We start from the raw sequence: 23,921 nt of genomic DNA on the forward strand, positions 1-23,921 counted from the left end.
ATTTATAGGCGGTTGGGGATTTAGAATTAAATAATCGTTAAAGCAATATATTCTATAATTTTGGATTTTTGTAATTGTTTATTGATATTGGCCTATTAGTCTCAGATTTAATTTTTTGTATAGATTGCCCCTCTTATGACGAGAACTATAGGTTTAATTAGGTCTGTTAACCACTCAATCACAAGCCCAAAGATTATGGTGTTGCTCACACTGACTTTGGTATTTAACGACTGAAATATCCGATTTTGATGACTCAATACGCAACTTTGATGAGTTGTTCTAGGTAATTAAGAACGTGACTCACAGAGATTTTGTTGGAATCGATTCAGGAGGAATAAACATGGGAAATGAAACAAGAGCTAATTTACTCTTTATGAAATTCTTTTTAGGGTTATTTGCAACGTTAATTAGCATTTCTATGCTTAGTAGCTAAGCAAGTGGCTAGCCTCTAGAAAGAACAAATTGCTACCCTTTAGAAAGCAGCCGCACGTGATGGCTGCTTTTTTGCTTTTTAAAGTAATCTAAATGTGGTGGAGACCTAAGAGTACGAGTCTGGGATATTCGGAACTTTGACTCGATTTGTCGAGTGAGTGCCAAAGTAATGCATTTTAAAAGAAGGGTATAGTGTATTATCTTTCCACTTTAAAGGCCTGTAGATGACCTCCACAGGTAGGCACTGTCACTGTTTTACTCTTGGTTGTGAATTGAAGACGACATAACCATGACATAGGATTCCCGATGCAACTGAAAAATATCGATAAGACACTCTACCGCTCACGCCTAAATATCGTCATTGTGGCTTCCATCGCTCTGTTGGCTGTGGCGAGCTTAGCGATTTCACAAACGCTTATTTTTCTCTTCCCTTCAGAATCTGGATCTCATTTTCATTGGAATCTTCTGGGTGTCATCGTTAGCGCTGTCAGCCTAGGGGCGTTACTTGTTCGGTTAAAAACGCACCCTAAAATGATGGAAGTCGCGTATGTCTGGGACCTAAAACAGGCATTGAATATCATCTATCGCAAGAACAAAAAACTGTTAGCCGCAGCAAAGCAGGGCGATAAAAATGCCATGTTAGCGCTGCAATTTAGCTACGAAGGCTCTCGCCAATTGTGGCAACTTGATGATAATACGATCACCATGAATAGCCTTAATGATGCGCAATCTAAATTGGATGAAATCGTTAATGAGTTTGGCGTTGAATTGGATATTAGTGAGTATCAGTCAACAATGCTCAAAGCGTTTTAGTCGGCGTTAGGAGTCGTAAAGGGTGATTTCATTTCAACCAACCGTCGATTTACTCGCGTCAGCAGAGATTACTTTTCATAACATGCGTTCATACTATGAGCATTACTCTGTGGATTGGGCGGTATCGAATATACATGAGCAAATTTCAGGGCTAGAAAACTGGGATATCCTATACAAAGGAACGGTCATTGGTGCTTTTCGTTTGTCAATTGACAGCGAGTGCTGTTACTTACGTGACTTACAGGTCAGTGAGTCGCACCAAAACATGGGAATTGGCGCAGCGACACTCTCTCAAATTGAACGGATAGCGAATAATGAGGGCTGTAAGCAACTTCGATTGCGCGTGTTTAAAATAAGCCCAGCCCAAATGTTGTATAAACGAAACGGTTTTGTCATCGACAAAGAAGAGGACAGGTTCTATTACATGTCGAGAGCGCTCACCGAATCTGAATGAGTTCCGAACAGTTCTCTATTACGCTGTAACGAATCATGATATGCAGACATAACGAATTTTTACCCCAATAGCGTATTTACACAGTGGCGACATACGACGTTATTCAAAAGGTTGAGTGAACATCGAAAAGTGGGTTGAGTCCAAACCGTGTACTCAACCCATCGTCTTATAGAGAGATGATCAACCGCGGTTTAGCTTGAACAGCTGGCTCATATCGTAATTTGCATAGATGGTTTCCATCGCTTGTTCGGTCTCTTCATTAATGCGTCCAATGACTGGGTTTAGGCCTGATGGATCCACAACAGTACGAAAAGGGCGGCTTTTGGGGTCGGTATTCAGTAGTTCCAGTACCTTGTCTGCCACCATTTGTGGGCTTGGTGCATCCTCCGCATCGTGACCTTTCTCTGTACCTGCCCACATTTGCTCTGGTGCCTCAGCATGGTCAGCGTAACTCTCTACAACTTGCTTATCACTAGGTCTCATCAAGTTAGCACCGAAATCCGTTCCAAAGCCCCCTGGCTGGACAATCAGGGATTGGATACCGAATTGCGACAGCTCGACTCGGTAGTTTTCAGCCAATCCTTCAACAGCGTGTTTGGTTGCATTGTATGGCCCAAGGAACGGCAATACGAACTTGCCCAAGATGCTAGAAACTTGAATGATTGTTCCTTGACCTTTTGCCTTCATGTGAGGTAAAGGGCACGAGTAAGGCGTTGAACACCGAACACATTGATATCAAAAACTCGTTTAAAATCATCGATATCAAAGCTCTCTTGCCAACCTAATGTCCCAATACCAGCATTGTTAATCAGGACATCGACTGTGCCAACTTCATTGATAGCTTCTTGAACGCCTTTAAAAACGCTGTCATCGTTAGTTACATCAATATCAACCACTGATATTCCCTGAGTTTTCAGTTCGTGAGCGATAGAGGCATTGCGGCCTTTTGCATCGCGCATTGAGCCAATCACTTTGTAGCCGTTACCGTTAAGCGTTTTAGCTATTAGGTAGCCAAAACCACTGTTGGCGCCTGTAATCATTACCGTTTTGTTCATAATTAGATCCTTTGCTTGTCTCGTGTTATGTCTCTTATCGAGCGTCACTTTTTCTTACTAAACGTTTTAGTTGAGACAGGACTAGTTCAGTGCCTTCAATAAAGCCTCTGCAACACCTGTTGATGACTTGTTGTTTTGACCTGTGATCAATTCGCGGTCAACGACAACATGAGGATGCCAATCGATTTCTCCTTGAGAGTAGTCAGCACCAGCATAAGTGAGGGCATCTTGTGGCCAAAAATGCAGCTCATCACCACCCAGATAGTATTGCGTTGCGACGGTTTCTTCAGAATTACTAAAGGTTGTCATTTGGTAGCCATCGTATATCCACCCTTGGGTTGGTTGTACTTTGTCTCCGGCTTTAAGCTTGCTTTCAAACTCTCTGTTGTCAGGTAGGGCTGAAAGTAAAGCAATAGGGCCGTGGCAGACTAGCGCTGTTGGTTTTCCTTCAGCATTGAAGTGGCGTAGGAAATCACCAAGCTGGTCATTTGCCACCAAATCTCCTAATGGAGCATGGCCACCAGGAACAAAGACTGCGTCGAAGTTTTCTATGCCAATCTGTTCAATACGCGAGAAGCTGACAACTGGGCTAGTTTGCTTATCAGTGAGCTTTAACTCGTCAAATAAGGCTTTGTGGGATTGATAATTCGCGTCACTTTCATCTAAAAAATGGCTAGGCGTATCTGATACAGGGTCCATTGTCGGTGCCTGTCCGGTTGGCGTTGCAAAGGTCAATGTGTGGCCTGCATCTAATAACAGTTTTACAGGTTCCATTAGCTCGTTGAGGTAAACGCCAGTATTGTAGGTAGATCCCCCTTTTAACTGCATCTGAGAGACATCGGACATTACAACCAAAACATCGTCTGCCAGGGTTACAGGGCTTAAAGCTAAGGTAGTCATGGCTAGAATTTTGTTAAATTTCATCATCGGTTCCTCTGTGGTTTTTATGATTCCTTGTGATTCGCTAAACAAGATAAGGTCGATGGGGTTATTATTGAAATTAATTGAGCTAATATGGCTATTACAGAAATTAATAGCGGTGTGAATCAATGGCGAATATTTCAGACATAGAGCTAAAACAGCTTCGGCTGTTGCAAATCATTTTCGAAACAAAAAACCTGACTCAAGCTGGCGAGAGGGCGGGATTAACTCAATCAGCCGTCAGTCATATATTGAAAAAGCTTCGCTATAGCTTTAATGATTCGTTGGTCATTCGGCAGGGTAACAAATTAGAACTGACCCCAAGAGCGGAGTTGATGCAGCCTGTATTAAGCCGTTGGCTCAATGATTTTGAACGGAATATATTGTATCAAGAGACATTTGATCCTGCGCGCTCTGACCGTACATTTTACATCGCGACCAGTGACTTGGTTGAGCATGCTTTGATGCCTCATTTAATTAAATTTATGAGCGTGGTTGCCCCTAATGTTCGCCTTGTATTCAAAAAGTTAGATAAACGTAGCTTAGCAAGTCAAGTCGAGAGTGGTGAGGTTGATTTTGCTATTAGTGTGATTGAATCGGGTCACCCGAGCTTGATGGTAAGAACGCTTTATCGAGACGACTTTGTGTCCGTGGTTAGAACCGATCACCCTCTGCTTAAAACGAAGATAGAAGCTAAGTCTTTTTGTCAGTATTCTCATGTGCTTGCAGGCACTGGAAACGACAGCCGCGGCATGGTTGACGATGCGCTGGACAGTATCGGTTTATCGAGGAATGTGCAGTATAAAGTCGCAAATTTTGCTAGCGCACTCTACATTGTAGAGTCGAGCGATGGCATCTTAACTGCGCCTCGAAAATTCATTGAAATGATGGCGGACAAGTTTGCAATCGAGGTCTTTGAGTCGCCTGTCGAACTTGAGGGTTATATAATGAAACTCTATTGGCATGTCAAAAATAAAGACGACCAAGCCAACTTGTGGTTACGGGAAACAATGGTTGAAGTGATGGGGGGCTCTGCTAGAAGATAAATATGTTCTATAGGGTGCTTTGTCTTCTAGTATTTGATTCTTAACAATTAATGTGCGTTTTTTTCTTAGATTTGTAGGCTTTCATTGAAATTTTTAACACAAGTTGTTCTTGTTTGGCTGAAATGAGCTGCCTAGTTAACGCTTTGTGGTGTAGGTCCGTGATAAAGTTTTTTTCCCAAGGGGTAAGGCGGTCAAACTTCAATAAAATAACGTCATTGAGTACATTGAATAACTCGTATTGGCTTTTATCCATTCGAGTGTTATCCATTCAATGAGGGCACTGTGTTAGAGAAATGACGTTAAGGTTTTCTACTATCTTATTTTTTCCTAAGGTAATAATTCGATAAGAGATCCCACTTTCTAATAAAAGTCTGATTTCGGTGTTGTCACAAAAACTCACTGCGACCTGTTCTATTAAGCTGTCCATATCCAACGTCTTCTTTTTTACGAAAATAAGCGTGACAATATTGGCTTTTGACTTAGCATCAACGAGTGTGACTGAGCCTAACTCTTGGGGCAGTTGGCTTGAGATAACTGTCGCTCTATAGTCGGCAAGCCAATTAGATTCCACTGGGCTTGTCTGGCAGCCGTTAAGCATGACACTGACGAAGATAACTCCTATTGTTCGTAGCATCATTCCCTCCTTCTTCCGTTTTTATCCCGTTAGGTGCCTTAAAATATTTATGGATATAACGTGAAGACATAGAAGATAAGAGAGCACTGTAATCTAGATTGAATGTGACGGTTTCTCCTAGAAATAAGGGTTTCTGTGAGGACTCAAGTATAAGATGATCACTGGTTGAAGACATGATCTTGAGCCCATTCGGCGCCTTAAGTCCGCTGACACAAACATCTTGGCGACCTAATGCCAGAATAGCTTGTGAAACCATTCCTCTATCTTGAAGGCTTTCCTTTTCACCAAAAGCATTGGATCCTCGATTACCCCAAGGCAAAGTCGGTTTAATATTGGATTCAATCACTTCAGCGGTCAAAGAAACCGCGTCTGTATGTAAGCCTTTGATATTTTCTTGCTCTAAAGGCTCACAGCCTAAAAAAATGGCTTCTCCTATACGAAGGTTATTGACTCGAGTTATGCCTGTTCTTTGAAGCGCCCAGTTAACTGAAGCAGAATTGCCGCCTGAAATTATCTCTAAGTTGATCCCAAATGTCGCTTCAATTCTATCGGCAAGATCAGACAGAATGCTCATATTTTGATTATCAGGAGCGACACCATATCGACAGGCTAAATTCGTACCAATTCCCTTTATCGTGAGATTAGGTAAAGAAATAATCTCACGGATAAAATCAATAACGTGATTCGGCATCACACCTTCTCTGAGATCGCCAAGCTCAACCATCACCATAATCTCGTGATGGCAATTCTGTTGTTTCGCTGCGAGTGAAAGCTTTTGAATCACTTCAATCTCAGAGTTTAAACTCATGTCACAATGTTTTATCACACTCGCCACTTGGCTTAGCATGGGTGTACGTATCAACATTTTAGGGATTGAAATGCCAGATTCGGCCATCGTTTGAAGATTTTCGATTCTTGAGTCGGCTAGCATTGTTGCGCCAGCATCAATAAGAACCTGTGCGATGGCAGGGTGGCCGAGGAAGGCTTTTGTAACAGGCGTAATAGAGATGTTTTTCAGTGCGAGCTGAGTCATCAGGAACTGAGCGTTATGGTGAATTTTCTCACAATCGATGTCTAACCTAGGGTAGCTCACCCTTTTTCGGCCAGTTTACTTGCTATCATAGGGAAGGCTGAATTTACGATGCGCAGTAGATGGTCGACAGGCTGTGATAATGGATCAGTAACAGGTAGACCAAGTTCGTTGCTATACCAATCTATCGCCCGGCATGTTTCATCCAAAGACATATCTTCATGATTGAGTGTGAGACCAATAACATTGGTATCAGAAAACGTTTCGATAAGATTGATTTCAGAGGCAACCGAAGGCATTGGGTAAACAGGAAAATCACTACGATATAAACGTTTAGGGGCATGTTGCAATATCACACCCGTTGGGCAACTGCCACGTAAGATAAAAGCGCTGGTTGAAAACGCAGGGTGACTTAAGGCTCCTTGCCCTTCAATAATAATTAGGTCCGGATTTTCTTTTTCATAGGCCTGTACAATGACAGATTCCAACTCACCAGCACAAAATTGTGAAGGGACAGCATCGAGTGCAACGCAGTATTGTGCGCCTTGTATAATGCCCGTTTGACCGGTGGCAATCAGAACAACGTTAAGGCCTTTTTTAGTCAGTTCATTCGCCAATATTGTTGCTGTTGTGCGTTTTCCTAGCGCGCAATCTGTCCCCATTACAGCAATTCTCGGACATTTAACGCTGTGTATTTTCCCGCTAAACGTTTTCAGTTCGCCTTTACTTTTGGGTTTTCGAGTATCAATTATTCGAACGTTATTCTTTAAGCTAGCCTCTAGAAATAGAGGATCGTCCGTTAGAAATTCATGTAAACCATTTACGATGTTCATTCCTTGTGACATGGCATTTAAAATGATGCTTTTATCTAAGTCAGATAAAAAACCACTGGATGGGGCAATACCAAAAATGAAGTAATCGGGAATGTTTTCTGCGTGAATGATAGCGTCTTCAACATTAGCAACGATAGGTATTCCATTCGCTTTGTTATCAAGCACTTCTCCAGCATCCAAGCCTTCAGATTCACTGTCTATAACCGATAGAATACGATAGCTTAACGAATGCCTCACTAGCCCGTTAGCGGTTTTACCATCAATTGCACCGAAGTTACCTTCGCAATATATGATCGCTGAAGGGGTGACAGGTTTTACTTTCTGGGCAAGTGGTAACCAAGGTGTAAAGTGAGGTACGTCGTTATTGGTTTCTACATGATTAACTCTAGTGAGTTTGAATATGTTTCTTAACTTTTGGGTTGAAATGGACATAATTAAAGCCTGCTGTGAGGCTTAGGAGGGCAACTAAGGAGTGCCGAGATGCGAGTTCGGAAAAGAAAAGAAGTCCCTACTAAGCGGTAGGGATAACAACCAAGGTAACACACTTACCAGACTTTTGTTGGTTATTCTCAATATGCTTTCTGTATCTATCACTGTCAGACTTAACCCTTACTAGAGTGACTGATTAAAGCTTTTGGTTTAACGCGTTTATGTCCCTTTACGATTTTGCGGGGTTTTAGCCTGATAAATCTTACCTTCATTTTTCATTATATTTCCTAATGTCAGGCTAGAAAACGACCGAGCACATTTTGGCAGAGAGTTTTATAACTACATATTGGCTAGTTATTGACGGTATTATTCTATTGGTGGATTTCGATACTAAATAAAATTAGCGAATCTCAATGACGAATCTTAATGCCAATGGGGAATGTTTGAATATCAAAGGCTCACACATGACGCAAGATTGGGGGAATTATGAAGGGATCCCTCAGCGCCTTAATAGAGTACCAAAATAATAGGCATCATAACGATTAAACTCCTATTAATGAGTCGCTGAGTAAGGGACTCATAGATTTAGGTTAACCAATACGCTATTGAATACCAATATTGACAAGATTTAAAGTTTATTAGTAAGAGTGACTTGGCTAGCTAAATGGAGTCGAACATTAAATATGTGTTAACTAGAAGAAAATGGGTGCATGTTTGGGCTAGGCTACCTTTTGCCAATAATTAATTATTAATTAATTATTGGCAAAGCCGGAGGTGTTTTCGCTAAGATCGGGAACGCCAAACTCGACCCGGAAAATTCAAAATTTGTTTGCTCTCAATTTAAGACAGCCAATAGCCAACGATGTCTTCATTGAATGCCTTTTTCAGACAAATAGTTTTCAATGTCAATTAGATACAACTCAACAAATTTGAGAGAGTAAAAATATGTTTTTTCGTTTATTAGCAATGCCAACTGCCTTTTTCCTTCTTTCTATCTTTTCAAGCTTTTCATATTCTGAAGACTTCGGTGTGAGATTAGAGTGGAATATTGAAAACAAGAAAGAAGTACTGTCCGTTAATCCAAATCACAAACTATTATTCATGGGATTGGTTGAGCGTGGAGAAGTTAAAGATGTTTATATTCAAGATGAGACAAAGTTTAGTAATCGATTATCTTATGCAAACTTTGTTATTGAAGCGAATGACGAAACTGAAGTAAGAGAAAAACTATCTTCTCTGCCTCTTTACAAAATGAATGCACTACGAATCAAAGAAATAAAACCTTTAGGTACAAAATGGCTTGATAATACACCGGCGTATAAAAACTTCTCTCTGTCTTTTTATTGGAAAGAAAATATTGATAGCACTGAGCTAAATCGAGTGTTGAGTGTCGACCTTCAACGCGTTGTCGCTCTATCTCAGTCTGGGCTTATTACATCTTCATACATCAAAGCTCATGACAGCGGCAGCGGTGAGCAAACGACATACCTTATTTCTGTATTGGCCGATGATAAAGAACATGCACTAGCTTTAAGCGAACAATTTGAGTCCGTACAGAAGGGGTATGTTGACGTCTCTGCTAGATATCTAGGCAGAAAACTAGACTTTAAATGAGGATCACCAAAACGTGATATTTAGATAAAAGTAAGTACTTAGCACCATTAATCACAGCAGAGCCTTCACGGCTGATGTATTGCATAATAATTAGAATATTCAAAATTTTGAAGATATGCCAATAAAGAACTTTTCAACTGGAAAGATCGGAGAGATAAAACTGTGAGACACGTTGGCTAAAACTATCAACGATACTCTCAATTAAGTGAGGAAAAGTTTGCTCCTTCTACAGTGCCAAGCTTACTCCGATTTAGAGTCAGGTTAGATTTGCTGGTAACAATCGAGGGCAGTATCTAGCATGAACTCTTTACGGGGTTAGCCTCGAGGGATGAGCCTTCATAGGAGGTGGTTTAAGATTGACAATGAAAAAGTCATTGCTAATTACGTTAGACACTAGGGCGAAAAGGATTCTGGTCAACTCCGCATGGAGTTGCAACAGTATGTATCCCGTGCATGCACGGGGGTACCTATTTTTTTAGAATTACTTTTTATAGAAAAATAAGGATATGAAATGAGACTTACTCAAATAGCAAAATCGGCTGCACTAATATTCGCAGTAACAACATCTAGCAATATAATGGCTGAAAGCCGTAAGACGTATGAAGATTTCATAGACGTCTTATGGACTTTCGAATCATCAATCGACAGTTCCAAACAAGCTTACTACGATATAAATTGGAACACTGAAGTTGTTGACTCTTATCCTAAAGTCACTTTTCCAGGTAGAGTAGTTCGTGATCCAAATACAGGGAAACCTATTCAAGAGGAACATTTAACGATCAAAGAATACTTCACTAGTATCGGGATCGCTGATTTGTATGATCCTAAACAACCAACTCACGATTGGAAAAAGATACAAGCAGCTGTTACAAATTACTTAGGCTTTATCGGATTTCAATTCCAAGAATCAGACTTACAAGTTTTAGGTTACTATAACTTTGAAACGGAAAGCATTCACGGACAAACTTATCCAAAACATTATGTTGATGTACCAGTAACACATTGGGAGCATGGGGTGACTGAATACTTAGAAACTGACCCTGAAGTTGTTGCAAAACCAACTGTAGTAACCGATACAGTTCGATACGTCGATGAAAACTTTACTGGCAAACATGGTATTAGTTCTGTTGCAGACTTTAAAAACCCAGACAAGCACATCTTTATCATCAAGGACCATTTTGTCAATAAACACAACGGAATAAAAACTGGTCTAGCGAAATTTGGTAAAACCATTGATGATTTTCTTGGCACAGAAGTAACATGGGATGGCTTAAACCCGCCAGTAACTCCCCCTCCGGGAGGAAGAAGCAATAATGTAGTTATCACAATGTCAGGACTTCTTGCGGGAGCTCACCTGAGAGGCGCTGAAGGGGTAGTATCCATGCTTATATATGGTAAAAACCCAGCAGATGAAAGTGGTACATACCTGCTACAGTATGTTCAAGATTATGCAGGCTACGATACGCCATTTGATAAAAACCAATAAATGGAGCTCTAGGGTGCGTTGGTCTGAATCGGTGGCTTTTTGGGTTTTCACTTACGCCAGGCTGGTGTCCCATTTCTCTGGTTGCATGTATTGGGCTTCTAGCTCTGCTATCGACTGAGGCTTGCTGTAGAAATAGCCTTGTAGAAGATCGACGTCAAGATCTTTGAGTTTATTGACATGTTCGAGCTCCTCAACCCCTTCGGCAACCACTTGATAGCCGAAGCTTCGTCCCATCGAGACCATCGCGGAGACAAAATCGAAATGAGACTTTTGTTTCGTGATTTCCGCTATGAATGAACGATCAATTTTGACTTCGCTAAGAGGAAGTTTTTGTAAGAGGGAGAGTGAGGAATACCCTGTTCCAAAGTCGTCTAAAGAGATAGGGATGCCGGCCTTGTGAAGGGTTTCTAACGTTTTTACACACAACTCATAGTCACCAATGGCGGCTGTCTCGGTGATTTCGATACAGAACTGTGAAAGCTCCAATTCATGCTTGAGAATGGTTTCAATCACATCATTGGCGAAGTGTGGCTGAATTAGCTGTTTCGCGCTGACATTGACCGATATTCGACGTAGGGATTTTAGCCAAGGTGACTGTTTGACGTCACGGCACACCTGGTTGAGGATTAGGTTGCCGAGCCTTCCTATCATTCCCGATTTTTCAGCCACTTCAATGAATGTCATTGGCGATATTGAGCCTAATTCCGGTGAGAACCAGCGAGCCAATGCTTCAACGGCGTTGACTTTTTTATTTTTTGGGCACCATTGGGGTTGGTAATACACCTCAATCTCGTTGGTATCTATCGCGGTATTTAAATGGTGTTCCAATTTGATTGAGCTTAAATTCGTGTTCTTCATTGCGCTGTTGTAATGCGATACCTCGCGGCCTCCCAGTTGTTTCGCCTGGTACATGGCCATGTCGGCTTTTTTGATGAGCACATCAGAGTTATCGCCATCATTGGGATACATAGCGATACCGATGCTGCCCTGAGCATTCAATTCAATATCTTCTGCATGCATTGGTGCCTCAATGGCTTTTAATATGAATCTCGCCAGTTCATGCGCTTTCTCTCGATTTTCAACGTTACAGAAGAATAGGAACTCGTCTCCGCCAAATCGAGCAATCGTATGATCCGTCGATAAGCTTTGCTTTAGCTGAGTTGTGATATGGCATAACAAGGCGTCGCCAATGTGGTGACCGAACGTGTCATTGACCATCTTAAATCGATTCAGATCCATGAGCATGACGGCGCGAGTCAGGTTAGGTTTGGTTTCTGTATGCTCGGTAATGTCTTCCATTACTTTGCGGCGATTGGCGACGCCGGTGAGCGCATCAAAGTAAGCCATATGGTGGATTTTGGCTGCATTCTCTCGCTCTTTAGTGATATCTGTCATTGAGCCGATGAATCGAATGGGTTTATTTTGAGCATTAAACACGGCTGAACCATTCGCTTGAACCCAAATGAAGCTGCCATCGACTTTCATTAATCTAAATTCATTTCTAAATGGTTCATTGTTGATGAGGTGGGCTCGAATCTTGTCCTCTAAAGGGCCGATATCGCTAGTATGAATATACTTGAACAGTTCATCACAATCGATGTGGCGACGGGCAGAAAGGCGTTCATCACCAAGCATTTTTATGAGCCGGCTATTCCAACGGAGGCGATTTGTTTTTAAATCCCAATCCCAGATACCGTCATTGGATGTGTTTGACACTATTTTGAGCTGTTGCAACAACTGGAGGGAGTTCTTTTGACGATCCTCGCTTGTGTCTAGCAAAGAATCACGCTCGACAAAGAGTGAGAGCATATCCAAGTAATTATGAAAAACAGACTGTGTACCGACATTTTGATCGTGACTCAAAGAATCCACCACCGCGACCAACTTCCATTGATCAGATTGCCCCGTACTGATTGGCATGACGGTGGCAGAGTAGTGGTGAGTGTCGTCTAGAAAGGGAAAATCGCGAACATTGTCGTTCGTTTGATCTCGCTGTGGCAACGTTTTGGGCTGGGTCATTCCTTGTTCAACCCATTTCACAACGTGATATTGCTCGGCGTTACAATGGGCTAAACAGGCCCATGTCAGGCTATTCCCATACAGGCTTTGTGCATCCAGAATGGAGTTAAACCCATTTTGTGCTTGCGAGTAGAAGTTCTCGAAAATCTCAGACGGCGACCTGCCTTCAACGTTAAGAAGCGCATGGCGAATCGAGCCCTTATCTTCGTTTTTAGATAAGGCTTCATTTTGATTGCCACAAGACTGCCGAATCACCAACTTTTGCGGAAGTTGATAGATGTCACTAGAGAAAGGTTGGCCTTGTGCCCGTTCTAGTGCTCTGAGAAACGCTTGCCTTGCTAGAGGCTCTAGCTGCTGATCTGAGGTCGTCAATGCTGGCTGCATTTGTTGGCCGAAGAACACATTATCAATGCCGACGATAGCGATATCAGTCGGTGTATAGATATCAAAGTGCTTGAGCTGCTCTATCATACCAATGGCATTATGGTCCGTCGCACAAATGATGGCGGTGCATTCTGTTGCGCGCTTGGCATATTCTACAGCGGCTTCTCGGCCACCCGCTAAGGAGCAACTGCTGACACTAAAGAAGTGTTGTGGATTGAACCTTCCTTGATGATCTTCGACGGCATGCTGATAGGCTTTGAAACGAATGCGAATGTCATTGACTGAGAGATCGCCACAGAAACCGATATGTTTATGGCCGTTGTTTCTTAACCATTGATAAAGCTGCTCAACACCGTCACTTTGCACGCTATAAAAATGCTCAACTTGAAGCGGATAATAACTGGCTCCAAGTGAGATAACCGGAATGTTTTGGTTGAGCGCATCTTGGATGAGATGATCGGAAGCGGCATGCAAGATGACGATCAGCGCATCGAAGTGATGACTAGAGACCGGAAGTGAGAAATCTCGATGGTGGCCCGAGCGAACGACAATCAGGTTAACATCATACCTTGTGGCCATTTGCCGAATGGTGGCGTTGAGCTCTCCCATATAAAAGCCGCTGAGCATCGGCATAATGACGCCAATGGTGAGGCGCTTTCTCTTCGTTACTGTGTTGTTTGTTTTAGAGGTCATTAACGGATTTTTATCCACCACAGTCAGCGCCTGTAGCTAATGGTATTGTGAACGGTATAGAGAATTATTGTTGAGTGGCTAAGTGAAAAAAAGCTGAAATGATGAAAATTGTTTGATGGAACACGTTCGGTAGGGGGAGAAATTCAGTGGGTTTGAAGCGCCCATCATTTGGTATAGGGCACAAGCTGTGATGGTGTTCTCATAAAAGTGCTATCCGCTTTCTGGTGATGTGATTCAATCTTAAGTGAACCACATAAACCATCAATGCAAGGATAACTAGAAAGGGCTGTCTTTCCCTAATTCGTTACAGATATCGACAATGGCTAAAGAGAGGCCCGATTTGATGATTTGCTGCTGTCTTTGAAGCTGCAAATTGTAGAACTCGATATCTATGTCGTCATCGGGCTCATTCACTTCAAGCTGCACCATGCCCATTTTTTTCACGAGATTTAATTCTTTGATCGGTAGCAGGATCGCAGGGTCTGTGAACTCATAATCCGAGGCGTCATTATTAAGCATGTTCTTGATCTTAATAATGCTTTCAATGTCGTGATAGACCTCGTCAGGAAGAACACCTAAACCAAACAGTAGCTTTAATCGGACGGAGAGATCGCCAAGTGGGCCAGAGTCTTGGAGCAAAGGCCCAACGACTGATTGAACAGCAAAATTGTCTTTACGAAATATTCGTTGAACGAGCGCGTCAATCGCATCCTGAAAAACATCCGCCGACGCGATAAAAAATCCGCGTACTGATGGTGCGTTGTTCAGCTGTTCAATAATTTCAGTTTCGTTAGTATTAATTGCCATACACTACTATTTAAGCTCCAAGAAAAAGGGACTCGTACAGCCCCTTTACAAGTTACAGTTGGTGATACATTGATTCGATGGTCACGACTTCTTTGCTGTCTTCATTTAGGCCTGTATATTGAGCGAGTGTTTTCTTGATACCTTGCTCAACAATCGAGCGTTGAAGCTCTACAGCTTGTGGATCGGTTGCGTTGGTGTATTTTAATGCCGCCGCGATACCTTTTAAAAGTGTTTTATTTTCAGTGCCATACTCAATCGTGCCGAGTAGTGGCTTAATCAAGCGATCGTTCTCACCTAATTTACGAATGGGCTGGCGGCCAACTCGATCAACTTCGTCGACTAAATATGGGTTGCTAAAGCGATCTAGGATTTTGTTGATGTAGGCATTGTGCATGTCTCTATCAAAGCCATAACGCTGGATAAGGACTTCGCCACTTTCTCGCATGGCTTGTGTAACCTCTTGCCTGATCGCTTGATCTTCAATGGCTTCACGAATGGTGGAGTGCCCGCTTAGGCAACCAAGGTAGGCGGTGATGCAGTGCCCGGTGTTGAGGGTAAAAAGCTTTCTTTCGACAAACGCCATGAGGTTCGATGTTTTTTCCATGCCTGCAATGTCAGGAATGTCACCCTTGAATTGCTGCTCGTCAACAATCCACTCACTGAAGCTTTCAACGGTCACTTCCAGTGGGTCGTCATTGGCGGCGGATGAGGGTGGAACGATACGGTCAACGGCCGAATCAACAAAACCAATCAATGTGTTGGCTTTGCTATGCAGAGATTCATCTAAATATTTGTACACCTCGCCTTTTAGGTGCGTAGTCCCACGAACCATGTTCTCGCAAGCGATGATATTAAGTGGTTTTAGGTTGTTAGCAGCAAATCGCTTTTCAATCCCTGTTGCGATGGTTTTCGCGATGATATCGAGTACATTTGGCCCCACTGCGGTGGTGACTAAATCTGTTTTCACAATTTGCTCGATCACATCATCACTGGCTGAGTTCACCGCTGTGACATGAGTGACAACATCCGTTTGGCATTGAGAGCCTACGACTTTCACTTTGTATTCTTGTTTGTGACTTAATTGGTCTACAAGTGGCGCATCGACATCGGCAAATGTTACCGCAACGTCTGCGTCTGCCAGCAGCTTGCCAATAAAGCCACGCCCGATATTACCTGCACCAAAATGAACGGCATTTTTCATAATCTTACCTACTACAAAATATTATAAATGGATAACTATTGCGCTTCTGGGTGAGGTCAACCGTAAAGGGGGCGCAGTTGACCTCTTTTGCTCAGGAGCAAAACTTTAAGCAGCTTGGTGGCCCGCTAAGATGTTGAGTATTTCGTCGGCATCTTTCGTGCTAGTGAGCTTTTCAATGGCATCTGGATTATCAAGTGCATTGGTTATCGAGGTAATAACTTGAATGTGTTCGTCATTTTTTGCAGCGATTCCGATGACTAACTTTGCAACGTCATCTTTATCGTCAGTGAATTGTATCCCTGATGGGTATTGGCAGATCACGATACCTGTTTTTTTCACTCGGTCTTTTGCTTCTACCGTTCCGTGAGGTACAGCGATAGATTCGCCTAGGTAAGTTGGCACTAGTTTTTCTCGCTCAAACATAGCGTCAACATACTCAGGTTCGGCATAGCCAAGCTCTACAAGTTTGTTGCCCGCAAATCGTATTGCGTCTTCTTTGTTGTTGGCAGTCAGACCTAGATGGATATTTTTACTTTGAATCTGAAAAACCGGTGGCGCTGTTTGCTCGTAGTTATCATCATTTGCCGCCAGTATTGAAACCTTTATGGCGTTATCATCGTTTGCAGCGGAGCCTTTTTGCGCCGCCAACAGTTGAGTGACGAGTTGGTTGTATTTTTCACTGTCTAAGAAGTTAGTCAGAGAAATATGGTGTGCGTTCTCGGCATGTAGACGAGCTCTGTCTGTTAGGTCTTTATGAGTAATCACGATGTCTACACCTTGAGGTAAGCTGTTAATGGCACAGTTAGTGACACTGATGTCTAAACCGGCTTCTTGAACTTTTTTACGCAGTAAGCTGGCGCCCATTGCGCTAGAGCCCATGCCTGCATCACAAGCGACAATGATGCTTGTCACATTCGCTAAGTCGATATCGCCTTTATTCTGGTTAACGACAGGAGCCCCTTTCGACGCTGACTTCATATCGTTCATTTGTGAGGTTGCTTTACTCAGCGCTGACTCATCACCATCTTCATCGGTTGAAGTTTGTGTTTTCAGCAGTAAAGACGCCACTGCGAAAGAGACACCCGCTGCAGAGAAGATAGAGGCAAGAACGCCGACAATTGATGCTTTTTGAGTCATAAGCAATACGGCGAAGATAGAACCTGGAGACGCAGGAGAAACAAGGCCAGCATCAAACATAGTAAGAACGAAAACGCCTGTCATACCGCCAGCAATCGCAGCCAAAATTAGGCGAGGGTTCATTAAGATGTATGGGAAATAAATCTCATGGATACCACCGAAGAAGTGGATGATAGTCGCACCACCAGCGGTTTGTTTTGCTGTTCCTTTGCCAAATGCCATGTAAGCAAGAAGAATCCCTAAACCAGGACCTGGATTTGCTTCAATCAGGAAGAAAATGGACTGACCCGCGTCTGAAGCTTGTTGGATACCTAAAGGAGAGAAAATACCGTGGTTGATCGCGTTATTTAGGAATAGGATTTTAGCCGGCTCAACAAAAATAGAGGTAAGTGGCAGTAAATGAGCTTCTACTAAGAAGTGGACTCCACCAGCCAATACCGCTGAAAGTACTTTGACAAATGGCCCGATGAAAAAGAAAGCGACAATGGCGCAAAGCATACCGATAATGCCGGCAGAGAAGTTGTTAACCAACATCTCGAAACCACTTTTTACTTTGCCATCTACTTTTTGGTCAAATGTTTTGATCGCCAAGCCACCCATTGGGCCGACCATCATTGCACCCATGAACATTGGGATGTCAGTTCCGACAATCACACCCATTGTGGTGATGGCACCAACGACAGCGCCTCGCTCTCCACCGACTAACTTACCACCGGTGTAACCGATCAGTAAGGGCAGCAGGTAGGTGATCATCGGTCCAACCATAGCGGCTAACGTTTCGTTTGGAAGCCAGCCTGTTGGAATGAATAGTGCGGTAATAAAGCCCCAAGCGATGAAGGCGCCAATGTTTGGCATTACCATGTTAGATAGGAAGCGACCAAAATTTTGTATCTTGATCTTAGCATCTGGTGATATCATAAGAATTCCCCGTTCGATGTTCTAATGATTAAAGTGTGGTAACGGTTCGCTAAAACCGTTGGTTGCTTAGTACTCAATCAATTTACCACACAAATTAATAATAGAACTGACAACGGGTTTTTTGTGATCTCTTGCACATACTCAGTGCTTTTATTGGTTTCTTCAGTGACTCACATCATGTTAATTACTTGTAACTTTATAACAAAACGAACGTTTTCAATAAGTCAATATTTATTATTGTGACTAGTGTTTTATTTTAGAATTTTTGAAAAATAAATATAATGTGATTCATATCACGATTTGTGCTTTTGTTTTATTTATTAAGAGAATTAGCGTGATGTAGATCGACAAAGTGGTCGAATTTTATTTTCTTCGGTTGATTGTCGATTTCTTCTATGGGTTGCTTGAAACTTTATTACCATTTTTGTGGTGAATGATTTCCGATTGATTTATTGGGGTTATGATTGCCAGCGTCATTTAACGATCGATAGATCGCTGTGGCCTGAAAGAGGGGGAATGTTAGTGAATACCAATGTAATAAAAGGCGGGCAGGTTTAGCCTATTCGCTGAGACTCTAGGTACATTTCCTTTATTTCTACCCTTGTCGGCGTGGCTCTTCTGTACAAGCGAAGATGTAAAACGACGAAACTTCTCCATCAATAGGGTTGTCCATTTCGCAAATACCCAGATACAAAAAGAGGATCAGTATTTCTACCAATCCTCTTTAGGGGGGGATGCTCTATCGCTTGTTCTTACTCGTAATCAGTCGCGTACGTATCTTCGTATGAGTGCGAGTAGAACTCGAATAGGTTGCCAAACGGGTCTTCTAAGTAAACCATTTGTGCTTGTTTTAGGTCATCTTCTGGGTGGTAACGGTGAATATCCATGCGGACTTTACCGCCATACTCTTCAACGCGCTTGATAGCTGAAGCAAACTGCTCTTTTGGAAGTTGTAGACAGAAGTGGAAGATACCTAGGCGATTGAAGTCGACGTCGTGACGCTCTTGGCGATCTTTCATTTCAAATAGCTCAACACCGATGCCATCAGTGGTAACTAGGTGCGCAATGTTGAAGCCTTTAAAGCCTTCACCGAATACAGCGATACACATACGGCCGATGGCAGATTCGCGCTCTTCGATAACTTTTGTGTTGTTCATTACGATTCTTAGACCTAGAGCTTTCGTGTAAAACTCGACTGCTTTGTCCATATCGCCAACCATGATGCCTACGTGATTCATTTTCATAACTTGCTCCAAATTTGTTTAATGTGTCTGTTTTTCGTTTCGATGGAGAGAGTATATGGATAGGCGTCAGTTAAATGAAATTATCATAAATTATATTTATGATAAATTTTTGTTATGTACGAATGCTATGCATCATGCATTGTGGATTGACGGCGCTCGTACAACGTAACTTTATGAACGTAATGAAAGAATAAACGGGACGAACAAATTTAGTGCAAGGGTAGCAGTAACCAAAGAGTAGGTATGACTGAGGAATGCGAAGTGATGAAGCGAGAAGTGGTTGCGGTAGAAATGTAGGCTGAAAAGAGGTGTGACGAAGTGAAGAGAGTTTATTACAGAAAATAAGAGCCATCAGTTGATGGCTCTATTTATTTGACGCTGAGTTGTTGAAGCGCTGTCTAACTAAGCAGGTTGATAAAGCATGAACGCCACCACAAGCGCGAGACTGCCACCCAAACAACGGTTCACAATCATCATCTGCTTTGGTGATTGCAGTAATTTTTTGAGCATGGTGCCGCAATACGCCCACACTAACATGCAAGGTACACCCGTAATTAGCATGCCACCAATGATGGTGACGACTTGAATAAGGTAGTCAGCATTCGGGGTGATGAACTGTGAAAAAACGGTCAACGACGCAATCCAGCCTTTCGGGTTCAAGACTTGCACCAATACACCCGACAGAAAACCCGATCGGCTATCAGTAGAGGATTCTTCTATTTGAAGATTGGCGATCGACCACGCCATGAACAATAAGTAGGCCGCACCCGCGTATTTCAAAATAGTGTAAAGCTCTGGGTAAAGGGTAAACAAGCTGACCAAACCGACACTCGAACCTGCCAGTACAATGATAATCCCAAACGCGTTCCCAGAAATAAAAGGTAACGTGGCGGTAAAGCCATAACGGCTTGAAAGCCCAAGTAATGCAATATTGCCTGCCCCGGGGGTAATGGCTATCGAGGTTGAAAACAGCAAGAACGCCAGCATTAACTGAGAGCTCATTCCTCTCACTCCAAATTAGTAAATGAATAATGTGGAGAGTTTACAGATTCGGCTAGGAATAAAATTGCTATATAGGCTAGTATAAAGTCAAATTTGAGCAGAATTTTTCTATTATCATCATGAAAAAGAAAGAATCCACTAACGAAGTGTTGGACGATACTGATATCTCTATTCTGGGCCATATACAGCAAGATGGACGAATGAGTAATAGCAAGCTGGCTGAGAAGGTAAACTTGAGTGAAACCCCGTGCTGGCGTCGTTGGAAGCGCATGGAGGACACCGGTTATATCGATGGATACGCCGCTAAATTGAACCGCAAAAAATTGGGTTTCCATGTGGCTGGTTTTACTTTGGTGACCTTGGGCAATCATGAGGTTGAAAACACCGAGCCCTTTGAGGAATTTGTTGCTATAACCGATTGGATTCCAATGTGTCACTGCATTGCAGGTGGCGCAGACTACATGGTTCAGGTACTTGCGAGAGACTTGGAAGAGTACTTCGAGCGCATCAGTTCAATACGACGTGTGAAAGGGGTGAGTGCGCTTCAATCAAACATCTCAGTGAAAGAGCTAAAAAATAGCTTTCAGCTTCCCCTTGGTGAGTGATGCTATTAACAAATAATGGAGAGGTAATCTAAACGAGCCATTGATTATCGTGTTCTATGAATTCAATAAGCGAGAGCTTCATGGCTTTGTCTGCTAATTCATGTAATTAGTCATGAGTGGTTTTAATATTTGAACTATCGAAAAAATAGATAGTAACTGGTTTATTCTATCTGTTTTGTTCGAGCATAATAGTCCCAACTTAAGACAAACCGGAAATACTACTCATGAAAAAATCACTAATAGCTCTACTACTAGCAGGCGTAAGTGCAGGAGCACTAGCCAACGAAGCACCCGCTCAGGAAGAGATTAACTATGGTGATCCAACGGCAAGTTTCTCGACTGTTGGTATCAGTGGTGCGCAAGATAAAGGTCAACTGAACATGATGTACGGCGCTGGCTCGAACATCTTCCAACTCGATCTAGGTTTTGACAATACTAAAAATGCTGAGGGCAAGCGCCCTGAATCTAAAGACGCATTCAACTACCGTGGTCGCTACTTCCATGTGACTGACGGTCTTGGTTACTCTGTAGACGTACTGGGTGGAGCAGACAGCACAACTGTTCTTGGTGGCGCGATCTATAAGTTCCAAGTAAACGACAACATCAGCGTATTCCCAATGCTTTCTGCAGGTTATACAACGTCTAAAGATGGTAAAAACGCGAAAGGCATGGCTAAAGACAGCGCACTTGCACAAGCGGGTGTTTACGCTATGTACGGTTTCGATTCTGGTCACTGGCTATACGCTAACCCGAAATCGACTTACCACGTTGAAGGTAAGCAGTTCGTAAACCAAATCGAAGTGGGTGGCGGTTTCATGGTCGCTCCAGCTGTTTCTGTTGGCTTCAAAGTTGATCACACGGCTGAAATGAAGGCAACGGCAAACAACGGCCTAGCAGGTAATACAAAAGCCGATACAGTGACTTGGCTACAAGCTAACTACTATTTCTAAGAACTCTTCGATGATGTTTAAGGAGATGCTCTAACGCTGCGCCTTACCATCACAAGCAGTTGCTTGATACAAAAAGCCCTCGCTATCACTAGCGGGGGCTTTGTCTTTACGGTCTCTCTTCTCTATCTTTGTTGTTTCATTTTTCTGGTTCGCTGCAATATCGGTAGACATGAAGTACAACTTATCAAGTTGAGCCATAACTGACGTTTCTGCTTACATCGATTAACCAAAATCGAGTGTGAGCAGCAAGCGTGTTTCACCAGACAAATCGCTTGGAGAGCGGTGAACGAGTCCTAAATTTTCATTACCACTCCAACGTTCACCTTTGAGGAGAGCAACGTCCCCACAAGTCAGTTGTTGAATGTCAGATTCTTGCGGGTATAAACCCGATATGGCGTCTGGTTGCCCTAAGCTTCCATGCCCGAGTTTTGAACGATTAACCTTATGATTTTCAATCCACTGAGTCGCAGAGCCGTGATAAGTTGTGACCAAACGGCAAGGCACATGGTCAACGTGAAAGCGTGGGCACATGGCATTATTCAATGTCGCCAAACGTACGCCTGCTTCTTTAAGCTCGAACAGGTAACAGAACATATCAACAAGCTCTGCGATATTGTCGATGAGGGCTTTGGGCGCACTTCCATCGGTCGCGCTTTCAATTTTTGTGAAAGCATTGTCTGGCGAAAGACTTAGAGCTTTTTCAAAACTTCGATTGTTGATTAAAAATTGGCTGACTGCGTCTGTTAGGTCTTTTCCAAAACTACGTTGCCAGATCGCGATATTGATATCGTCTTTATATATATCTGACAGCACGGTCGGTTGTGCGCCTGTGCTAAAACTTTGTGTATTTTTTAGTCTGTCGTCAACGGCCAAGGTAAGCGGTTCAGCTAATGCAGCATTCATTTCGTCTTCTCCAATCGTACATAGGTATTAATTTTCGTGTTGGTACAGGTACATCAATGGTCGGTTTATTGGGTTTGTATGTTATAACATAACAATTTGGTGGTTGCGTTAGTTTGATGGGAATATGTGCAGTTAGAGCGATCGGCTGGTGGTTGTATTAAGATTCTGATTTTGCAGGATAGACGGTGTTCTCATTCAATTATCTGTTCACATTCCTTCCAAATGATCACTCGTATTCTTTGGCATCGCTGAGCAGTTTAAGTATCTCAGGCATGCTTTCCAAGGTGGCTTGATAACCCGCCTCGATGGCTATGCGCTTGTCGCCAAAACGAATTTCACTGTCTGGCTCGAAATCTGGGCGTATCAAAACATCAGCACGCTGCATTTCTGGCTCTGACAGTTTGCAGGTCAACATGCGTAGTGTATTGATTGCGATGCATTGGCGGCTGGTTTTGACGTCAGGCTCGGCGCTACAGTGAATATCAACCCCGATGACAATATCAGCACCCATCGCTCGAGCATAATCAATGGGAACGACGGTGAGTAAGGCGCCGTCTACGAGTAAACTACCTCGGTTCTCCACGGGTACAAAGGCGCTTGGCACCGTTGAAGATGTTTGCACAGCTTCGCCTGGGTTGCCGTCAAGAATGAGCACGGATTCTTTGTGAGTAATGTCGGTAGCAGTAATCCCGATGGGTATGGGCATCTGGTTGAGATTGTCTTGGGTGACGGATTCATTGATCCACTTTGCCAGCTTTTGCCCATTGACGAGGCCTTTACTTGAAATGACAATGTCGGCCAGTTGATATTCACTGACATCTTGGACGATGGTTTCAATTTCTGAATAAGATAAGCCCGATGCGTAAAGCGCCGCCGCGATTGAGCCTGCCGAAGAGCCCGTCACCAAATCCGCCTTAATCCCATTTTCTTCCAATGCCTTGATGACGCCAAGATGGACAAAGCCTCGAACGCCTCCACCGCCAAATGCAATGCCAAGGGTTTTGCTGCCATTGGGCGCAATCTCCTGTTGCACCTGAACGGGAATTTCCAAGTTTGAAAGGGTGTTTAGCTCAGGATAAACGTTATTTTTTGCACACCCAGCCAAGAAAAGAGAGAACATTAAAATAAGAAGTTTTTTCAAAGCGTCGGGCCTTATTCAGCGGATGGACGTGAGAGTGAAGATAAGCGTCCGATAATCAATAATTTATACAATGGCTACGTGAATATCGCGCGAATAGGGGCCTCTGTACAGTGATTTTTCTGTTGGCTGAACCTTAATAAAGGCCTGATGTTCACTATACTTATTGTGAG

The 23,921-nt window shown here is 42.9% G+C and carries 21 protein-coding genes and 1 pseudogene; 7 read left to right on the plus strand and 15 right to left on the minus strand.

The genetic code is table 11. From position 1 onward, the window contains the following. Positions 1-738: 738 nt before the first annotated feature. Positions 739-1,245 carry a DUF3087 domain-containing protein gene (locus tag BCU12_RS02615; protein ID WP_102402837.1) on the plus strand — a complete coding sequence of 169 codons (507 nt, stop codon included), beginning with the start codon at positions 739-741 and terminating at the stop codon, positions 1,243-1,245. A 22-nt stretch (positions 1,246-1,267) separates the two neighbouring features. Beyond that, complete coding sequence (locus BCU12_RS02620; RefSeq protein WP_198599232.1) at positions 1,268-1,699, plus strand: GNAT family N-acetyltransferase; 432 nt, start codon at positions 1,268-1,270, stop codon at positions 1,697-1,699. A 180-nt stretch (positions 1,700-1,879) separates the two neighbouring features. Here BCU12_RS02620 and BCU12_RS23565 read toward each other — a convergent pair. Together BCU12_RS23565 and BCU12_RS02630 are read right to left on the minus strand one after the other, a co-directional pair. Beyond that, a pseudogene (locus tag BCU12_RS23565) lies at positions 1,880-2,754 on the minus strand (SDR family oxidoreductase). Positions 2,755-2,835: 81 nt separating this feature from the next. Next, positions 2,836-3,678 carry a type 1 glutamine amidotransferase domain-containing protein gene (locus tag BCU12_RS02630; protein WP_102402864.1) on the minus strand — a complete coding sequence of 281 codons (843 nt, stop codon included), beginning with the start codon at positions 3,676-3,678 and terminating at the stop codon, positions 2,836-2,838. Positions 3,679-3,803: 125 nt separating this feature from the next. Between BCU12_RS02630 and BCU12_RS02635 the strand changes: the two genes are divergently transcribed. Further along, positions 3,804-4,721, plus strand: a complete 918-nt coding sequence (locus tag BCU12_RS02635) for a LysR family transcriptional regulator (RefSeq protein WP_102402838.1) — start codon at positions 3,804-3,806, stop codon at positions 4,719-4,721. A gap of 40 nt (positions 4,722-4,761) precedes the next feature. Here BCU12_RS02635 and BCU12_RS02640 read toward each other — a convergent pair whose 3' ends face one another. The 4 genes from BCU12_RS02640 to BCU12_RS02655 are packed head-to-tail and all read right to left on the minus strand — an operon-like array spanning position 4,762 to position 7,650. Next, the gene (locus BCU12_RS02640; RefSeq protein WP_102402839.1) at positions 4,762-4,989 is read right to left on the minus strand and encodes a hypothetical protein; all 228 of its coding nucleotides are present in this window, start codon (positions 4,987-4,989) and stop codon (positions 4,762-4,764) included. Beyond that, positions 4,990-5,355 (minus strand): type II secretion system pilot lipoprotein GspS-beta, encoded by a 366-nt coding sequence (gspS2, locus tag BCU12_RS02645; RefSeq protein ID WP_102402840.1) that lies wholly within the window; start codon positions 5,353-5,355, stop codon positions 4,990-4,992. Next, positions 5,312-6,448 (minus strand): alanine/ornithine racemase family PLP-dependent enzyme, encoded by a 1,137-nt coding sequence (locus BCU12_RS02650; RefSeq protein ID WP_102402841.1) that lies wholly within the window; start codon positions 6,446-6,448, stop codon positions 5,312-5,314. Before BCU12_RS02650 ends, gspS2 begins: the two co-directional genes overlap by 44 nt. Beyond that, positions 6,445-7,650: a DUF1611 domain-containing protein gene (locus BCU12_RS02655; protein WP_102402842.1), complete on the minus strand. Its 1,206-nt coding sequence runs from the start codon at positions 7,648-7,650 to the stop codon at positions 6,445-6,447. Before BCU12_RS02655 ends, BCU12_RS02650 begins: the two co-directional genes overlap by 4 nt. 942 nt (positions 7,651-8,592) lie before the next feature. Here BCU12_RS02655 and BCU12_RS02660 point away from each other — a divergent pair. Together BCU12_RS02660 and BCU12_RS02665 are read left to right on the plus strand one after the other, a co-directional pair. Beyond that, positions 8,593-9,261 carry a hypothetical protein gene (locus tag BCU12_RS02660; protein ID WP_102402843.1) on the plus strand — a complete coding sequence of 223 codons (669 nt, stop codon included), beginning with the start codon at positions 8,593-8,595 and terminating at the stop codon, positions 9,259-9,261. Between the two features lie 511 nt (positions 9,262-9,772). After that, positions 9,773-10,747 (plus strand): hypothetical protein, encoded by a 975-nt coding sequence (locus tag BCU12_RS02665; protein WP_102402844.1) that lies wholly within the window; start codon positions 9,773-9,775, stop codon positions 10,745-10,747. Between the two features lie 51 nt (positions 10,748-10,798). On the opposite strand, the gene BCU12_RS02670 is transcribed toward BCU12_RS02665, so the two are convergent. The 6 genes from BCU12_RS02670 to BCU12_RS02695 all read right to left on the minus strand — a co-directional run bounded on the left by BCU12_RS02670 (position 10,799) and on the right by BCU12_RS02695 (position 20,152). After that, positions 10,799-13,864 carry an EAL domain-containing protein gene (locus tag BCU12_RS02670; protein ID WP_347231973.1) on the minus strand — a complete coding sequence of 1,022 codons (3,066 nt, stop codon included), beginning with the start codon at positions 13,862-13,864 and terminating at the stop codon, positions 10,799-10,801. Between the two features lie 255 nt (positions 13,865-14,119). Then, the gene (locus BCU12_RS02675; RefSeq protein ID WP_102402845.1) at positions 14,120-14,650 is read right to left on the minus strand and encodes an MltR family transcriptional regulator; all 531 of its coding nucleotides are present in this window, start codon (positions 14,648-14,650) and stop codon (positions 14,120-14,122) included. A 52-nt stretch (positions 14,651-14,702) separates the two neighbouring features. Beyond that, the gene (locus BCU12_RS02680; protein WP_102402846.1) at positions 14,703-15,851 is read right to left on the minus strand and encodes a mannitol-1-phosphate 5-dehydrogenase; all 1,149 of its coding nucleotides are present in this window, start codon (positions 15,849-15,851) and stop codon (positions 14,703-14,705) included. A gap of 105 nt (positions 15,852-15,956) precedes the next feature. After that, entirely contained in the window at positions 15,957-17,906 is a 1,950-nt protein-coding gene (locus BCU12_RS02685; protein WP_102402847.1) for a PTS mannitol transporter subunit IICBA, read from the minus strand. 752 nt (positions 17,907-18,658) lie between these two features. Beyond that, positions 18,659-19,150, minus strand: coding sequence for a VOC family protein (locus tag BCU12_RS02690; RefSeq protein WP_102402848.1), 492 nt, complete (start codon positions 19,148-19,150; stop codon positions 18,659-18,661). A 402-nt stretch (positions 19,151-19,552) separates the two neighbouring features. Continuing rightward, positions 19,553-20,152 carry a LysE family translocator gene (locus tag BCU12_RS02695; RefSeq protein WP_102402849.1) on the minus strand — a complete coding sequence of 200 codons (600 nt, stop codon included), beginning with the start codon at positions 20,150-20,152 and terminating at the stop codon, positions 19,553-19,555. Between the two features lie 119 nt (positions 20,153-20,271). Here BCU12_RS02695 and BCU12_RS02700 point away from each other — a divergent pair, with 119 nt between their 5' ends. Together BCU12_RS02700 and BCU12_RS02705 are read left to right on the plus strand one after the other, a co-directional pair. Then, complete coding sequence (locus BCU12_RS02700) at positions 20,272-20,757, plus strand: Lrp/AsnC family transcriptional regulator (RefSeq protein ID WP_102402850.1); 486 nt, start codon at positions 20,272-20,274, stop codon at positions 20,755-20,757. A gap of 224 nt (positions 20,758-20,981) precedes the next feature. Continuing rightward, entirely contained in the window at positions 20,982-21,707 is a 726-nt protein-coding gene (locus tag BCU12_RS02705; RefSeq protein WP_102402851.1) for a hypothetical protein, read from the plus strand. Between the two features lie 30 nt (positions 21,708-21,737). Here BCU12_RS02705 and BCU12_RS23190 read toward each other — a convergent pair whose 3' ends face one another. The 3 genes from BCU12_RS23190 to BCU12_RS02715 form a co-directional block, all read right to left on the minus strand. Next, positions 21,738-21,905: a hypothetical protein gene (locus BCU12_RS23190; RefSeq protein ID WP_157939849.1), complete on the minus strand. Its 168-nt coding sequence runs from the start codon at positions 21,903-21,905 to the stop codon at positions 21,738-21,740. Between the two features lie 24 nt (positions 21,906-21,929). Further along, complete coding sequence (locus BCU12_RS02710) at positions 21,930-22,610, minus strand: DUF1826 domain-containing protein (protein ID WP_102402852.1); 681 nt, start codon at positions 22,608-22,610, stop codon at positions 21,930-21,932. A 226-nt stretch (positions 22,611-22,836) separates the two neighbouring features. After that, positions 22,837-23,751: a patatin-like phospholipase family protein gene (locus tag BCU12_RS02715; protein WP_198599235.1), complete on the minus strand. Its 915-nt coding sequence runs from the start codon at positions 23,749-23,751 to the stop codon at positions 22,837-22,839. Between the last annotated feature and the right edge of the window lie 170 nt (positions 23,752-23,921).

The sequence above is a fragment of the Vibrio sp. 10N.261.55.A7 genome (assembly GCF_002877365.1).
GTDB lineage: Bacteria > Pseudomonadota > Gammaproteobacteria > Enterobacterales > Vibrionaceae > Vibrio.

Excerpts from the sequence above, each read along its gene's own strand:
- BCU12_RS02700 (WP_102402850.1), top strand. The coding sequence starts at position 20,272 with ATGAAAAAGAAAGAATCCACTAACGAAGTGTTGGACGATACTGATATC.
- BCU12_RS02635 (WP_102402838.1), top strand. The coding sequence starts at position 3,804 with ATGGCGAATATTTCAGACATAGAGCTAAAACAGCTTCGGCTGTTGCAA.
- BCU12_RS02675 (WP_102402845.1), bottom strand. The coding sequence starts at position 14,650 with ATGGCAATTAATACTAACGAAACTGAAATTATTGAACAGCTGAACAAC.
- BCU12_RS02615 (WP_102402837.1), top strand. The coding sequence starts at position 739 with ATGCAACTGAAAAATATCGATAAGACACTCTACCGCTCACGCCTAAAT.
- BCU12_RS02630 (WP_102402864.1), bottom strand. The coding sequence starts at position 3,678 with ATGAAATTTAACAAAATTCTAGCCATGACTACCTTAGCTTTAAGCCCT.
- BCU12_RS02710 (WP_102402852.1), bottom strand. The coding sequence starts at position 22,610 with ATGAATGCTGCATTAGCTGAACCGCTTACCTTGGCCGTTGACGACAGA.
- gspS2 (WP_102402840.1), bottom strand. The coding sequence starts at position 5,355 with ATGCTACGAACAATAGGAGTTATCTTCGTCAGTGTCATGCTTAACGGC.
- BCU12_RS02685 (WP_102402847.1), bottom strand. The coding sequence starts at position 17,906 with ATGATATCACCAGATGCTAAGATCAAGATACAAAATTTTGGTCGCTTC.
- BCU12_RS02705 (WP_102402851.1), top strand. The coding sequence starts at position 20,982 with ATGAAAAAATCACTAATAGCTCTACTACTAGCAGGCGTAAGTGCAGGA.
- BCU12_RS02640 (WP_102402839.1), bottom strand. The coding sequence starts at position 4,989 with ATGGATAACACTCGAATGGATAAAAGCCAATACGAGTTATTCAATGTA.
- BCU12_RS02680 (WP_102402846.1), bottom strand. The coding sequence starts at position 15,851 with ATGAAAAATGCCGTTCATTTTGGTGCAGGTAATATCGGGCGTGGCTTT.
- BCU12_RS02655 (WP_102402842.1), bottom strand. The coding sequence starts at position 7,650 with ATGTCCATTTCAACCCAAAAGTTAAGAAACATATTCAAACTCACTAGA.
- BCU12_RS23190 (WP_157939849.1), bottom strand. The coding sequence starts at position 21,905 with ATGGCTCAACTTGATAAGTTGTACTTCATGTCTACCGATATTGCAGCG.
- BCU12_RS02665 (WP_102402844.1), top strand. The coding sequence starts at position 9,773 with ATGAGACTTACTCAAATAGCAAAATCGGCTGCACTAATATTCGCAGTA.
- BCU12_RS02660 (WP_102402843.1), top strand. The coding sequence starts at position 8,593 with ATGTTTTTTCGTTTATTAGCAATGCCAACTGCCTTTTTCCTTCTTTCT.
- BCU12_RS02690 (WP_102402848.1), bottom strand. The coding sequence starts at position 19,150 with ATGAAAATGAATCACGTAGGCATCATGGTTGGCGATATGGACAAAGCA.
- BCU12_RS02695 (WP_102402849.1), bottom strand. The coding sequence starts at position 20,152 with ATGAGCTCTCAGTTAATGCTGGCGTTCTTGCTGTTTTCAACCTCGATA.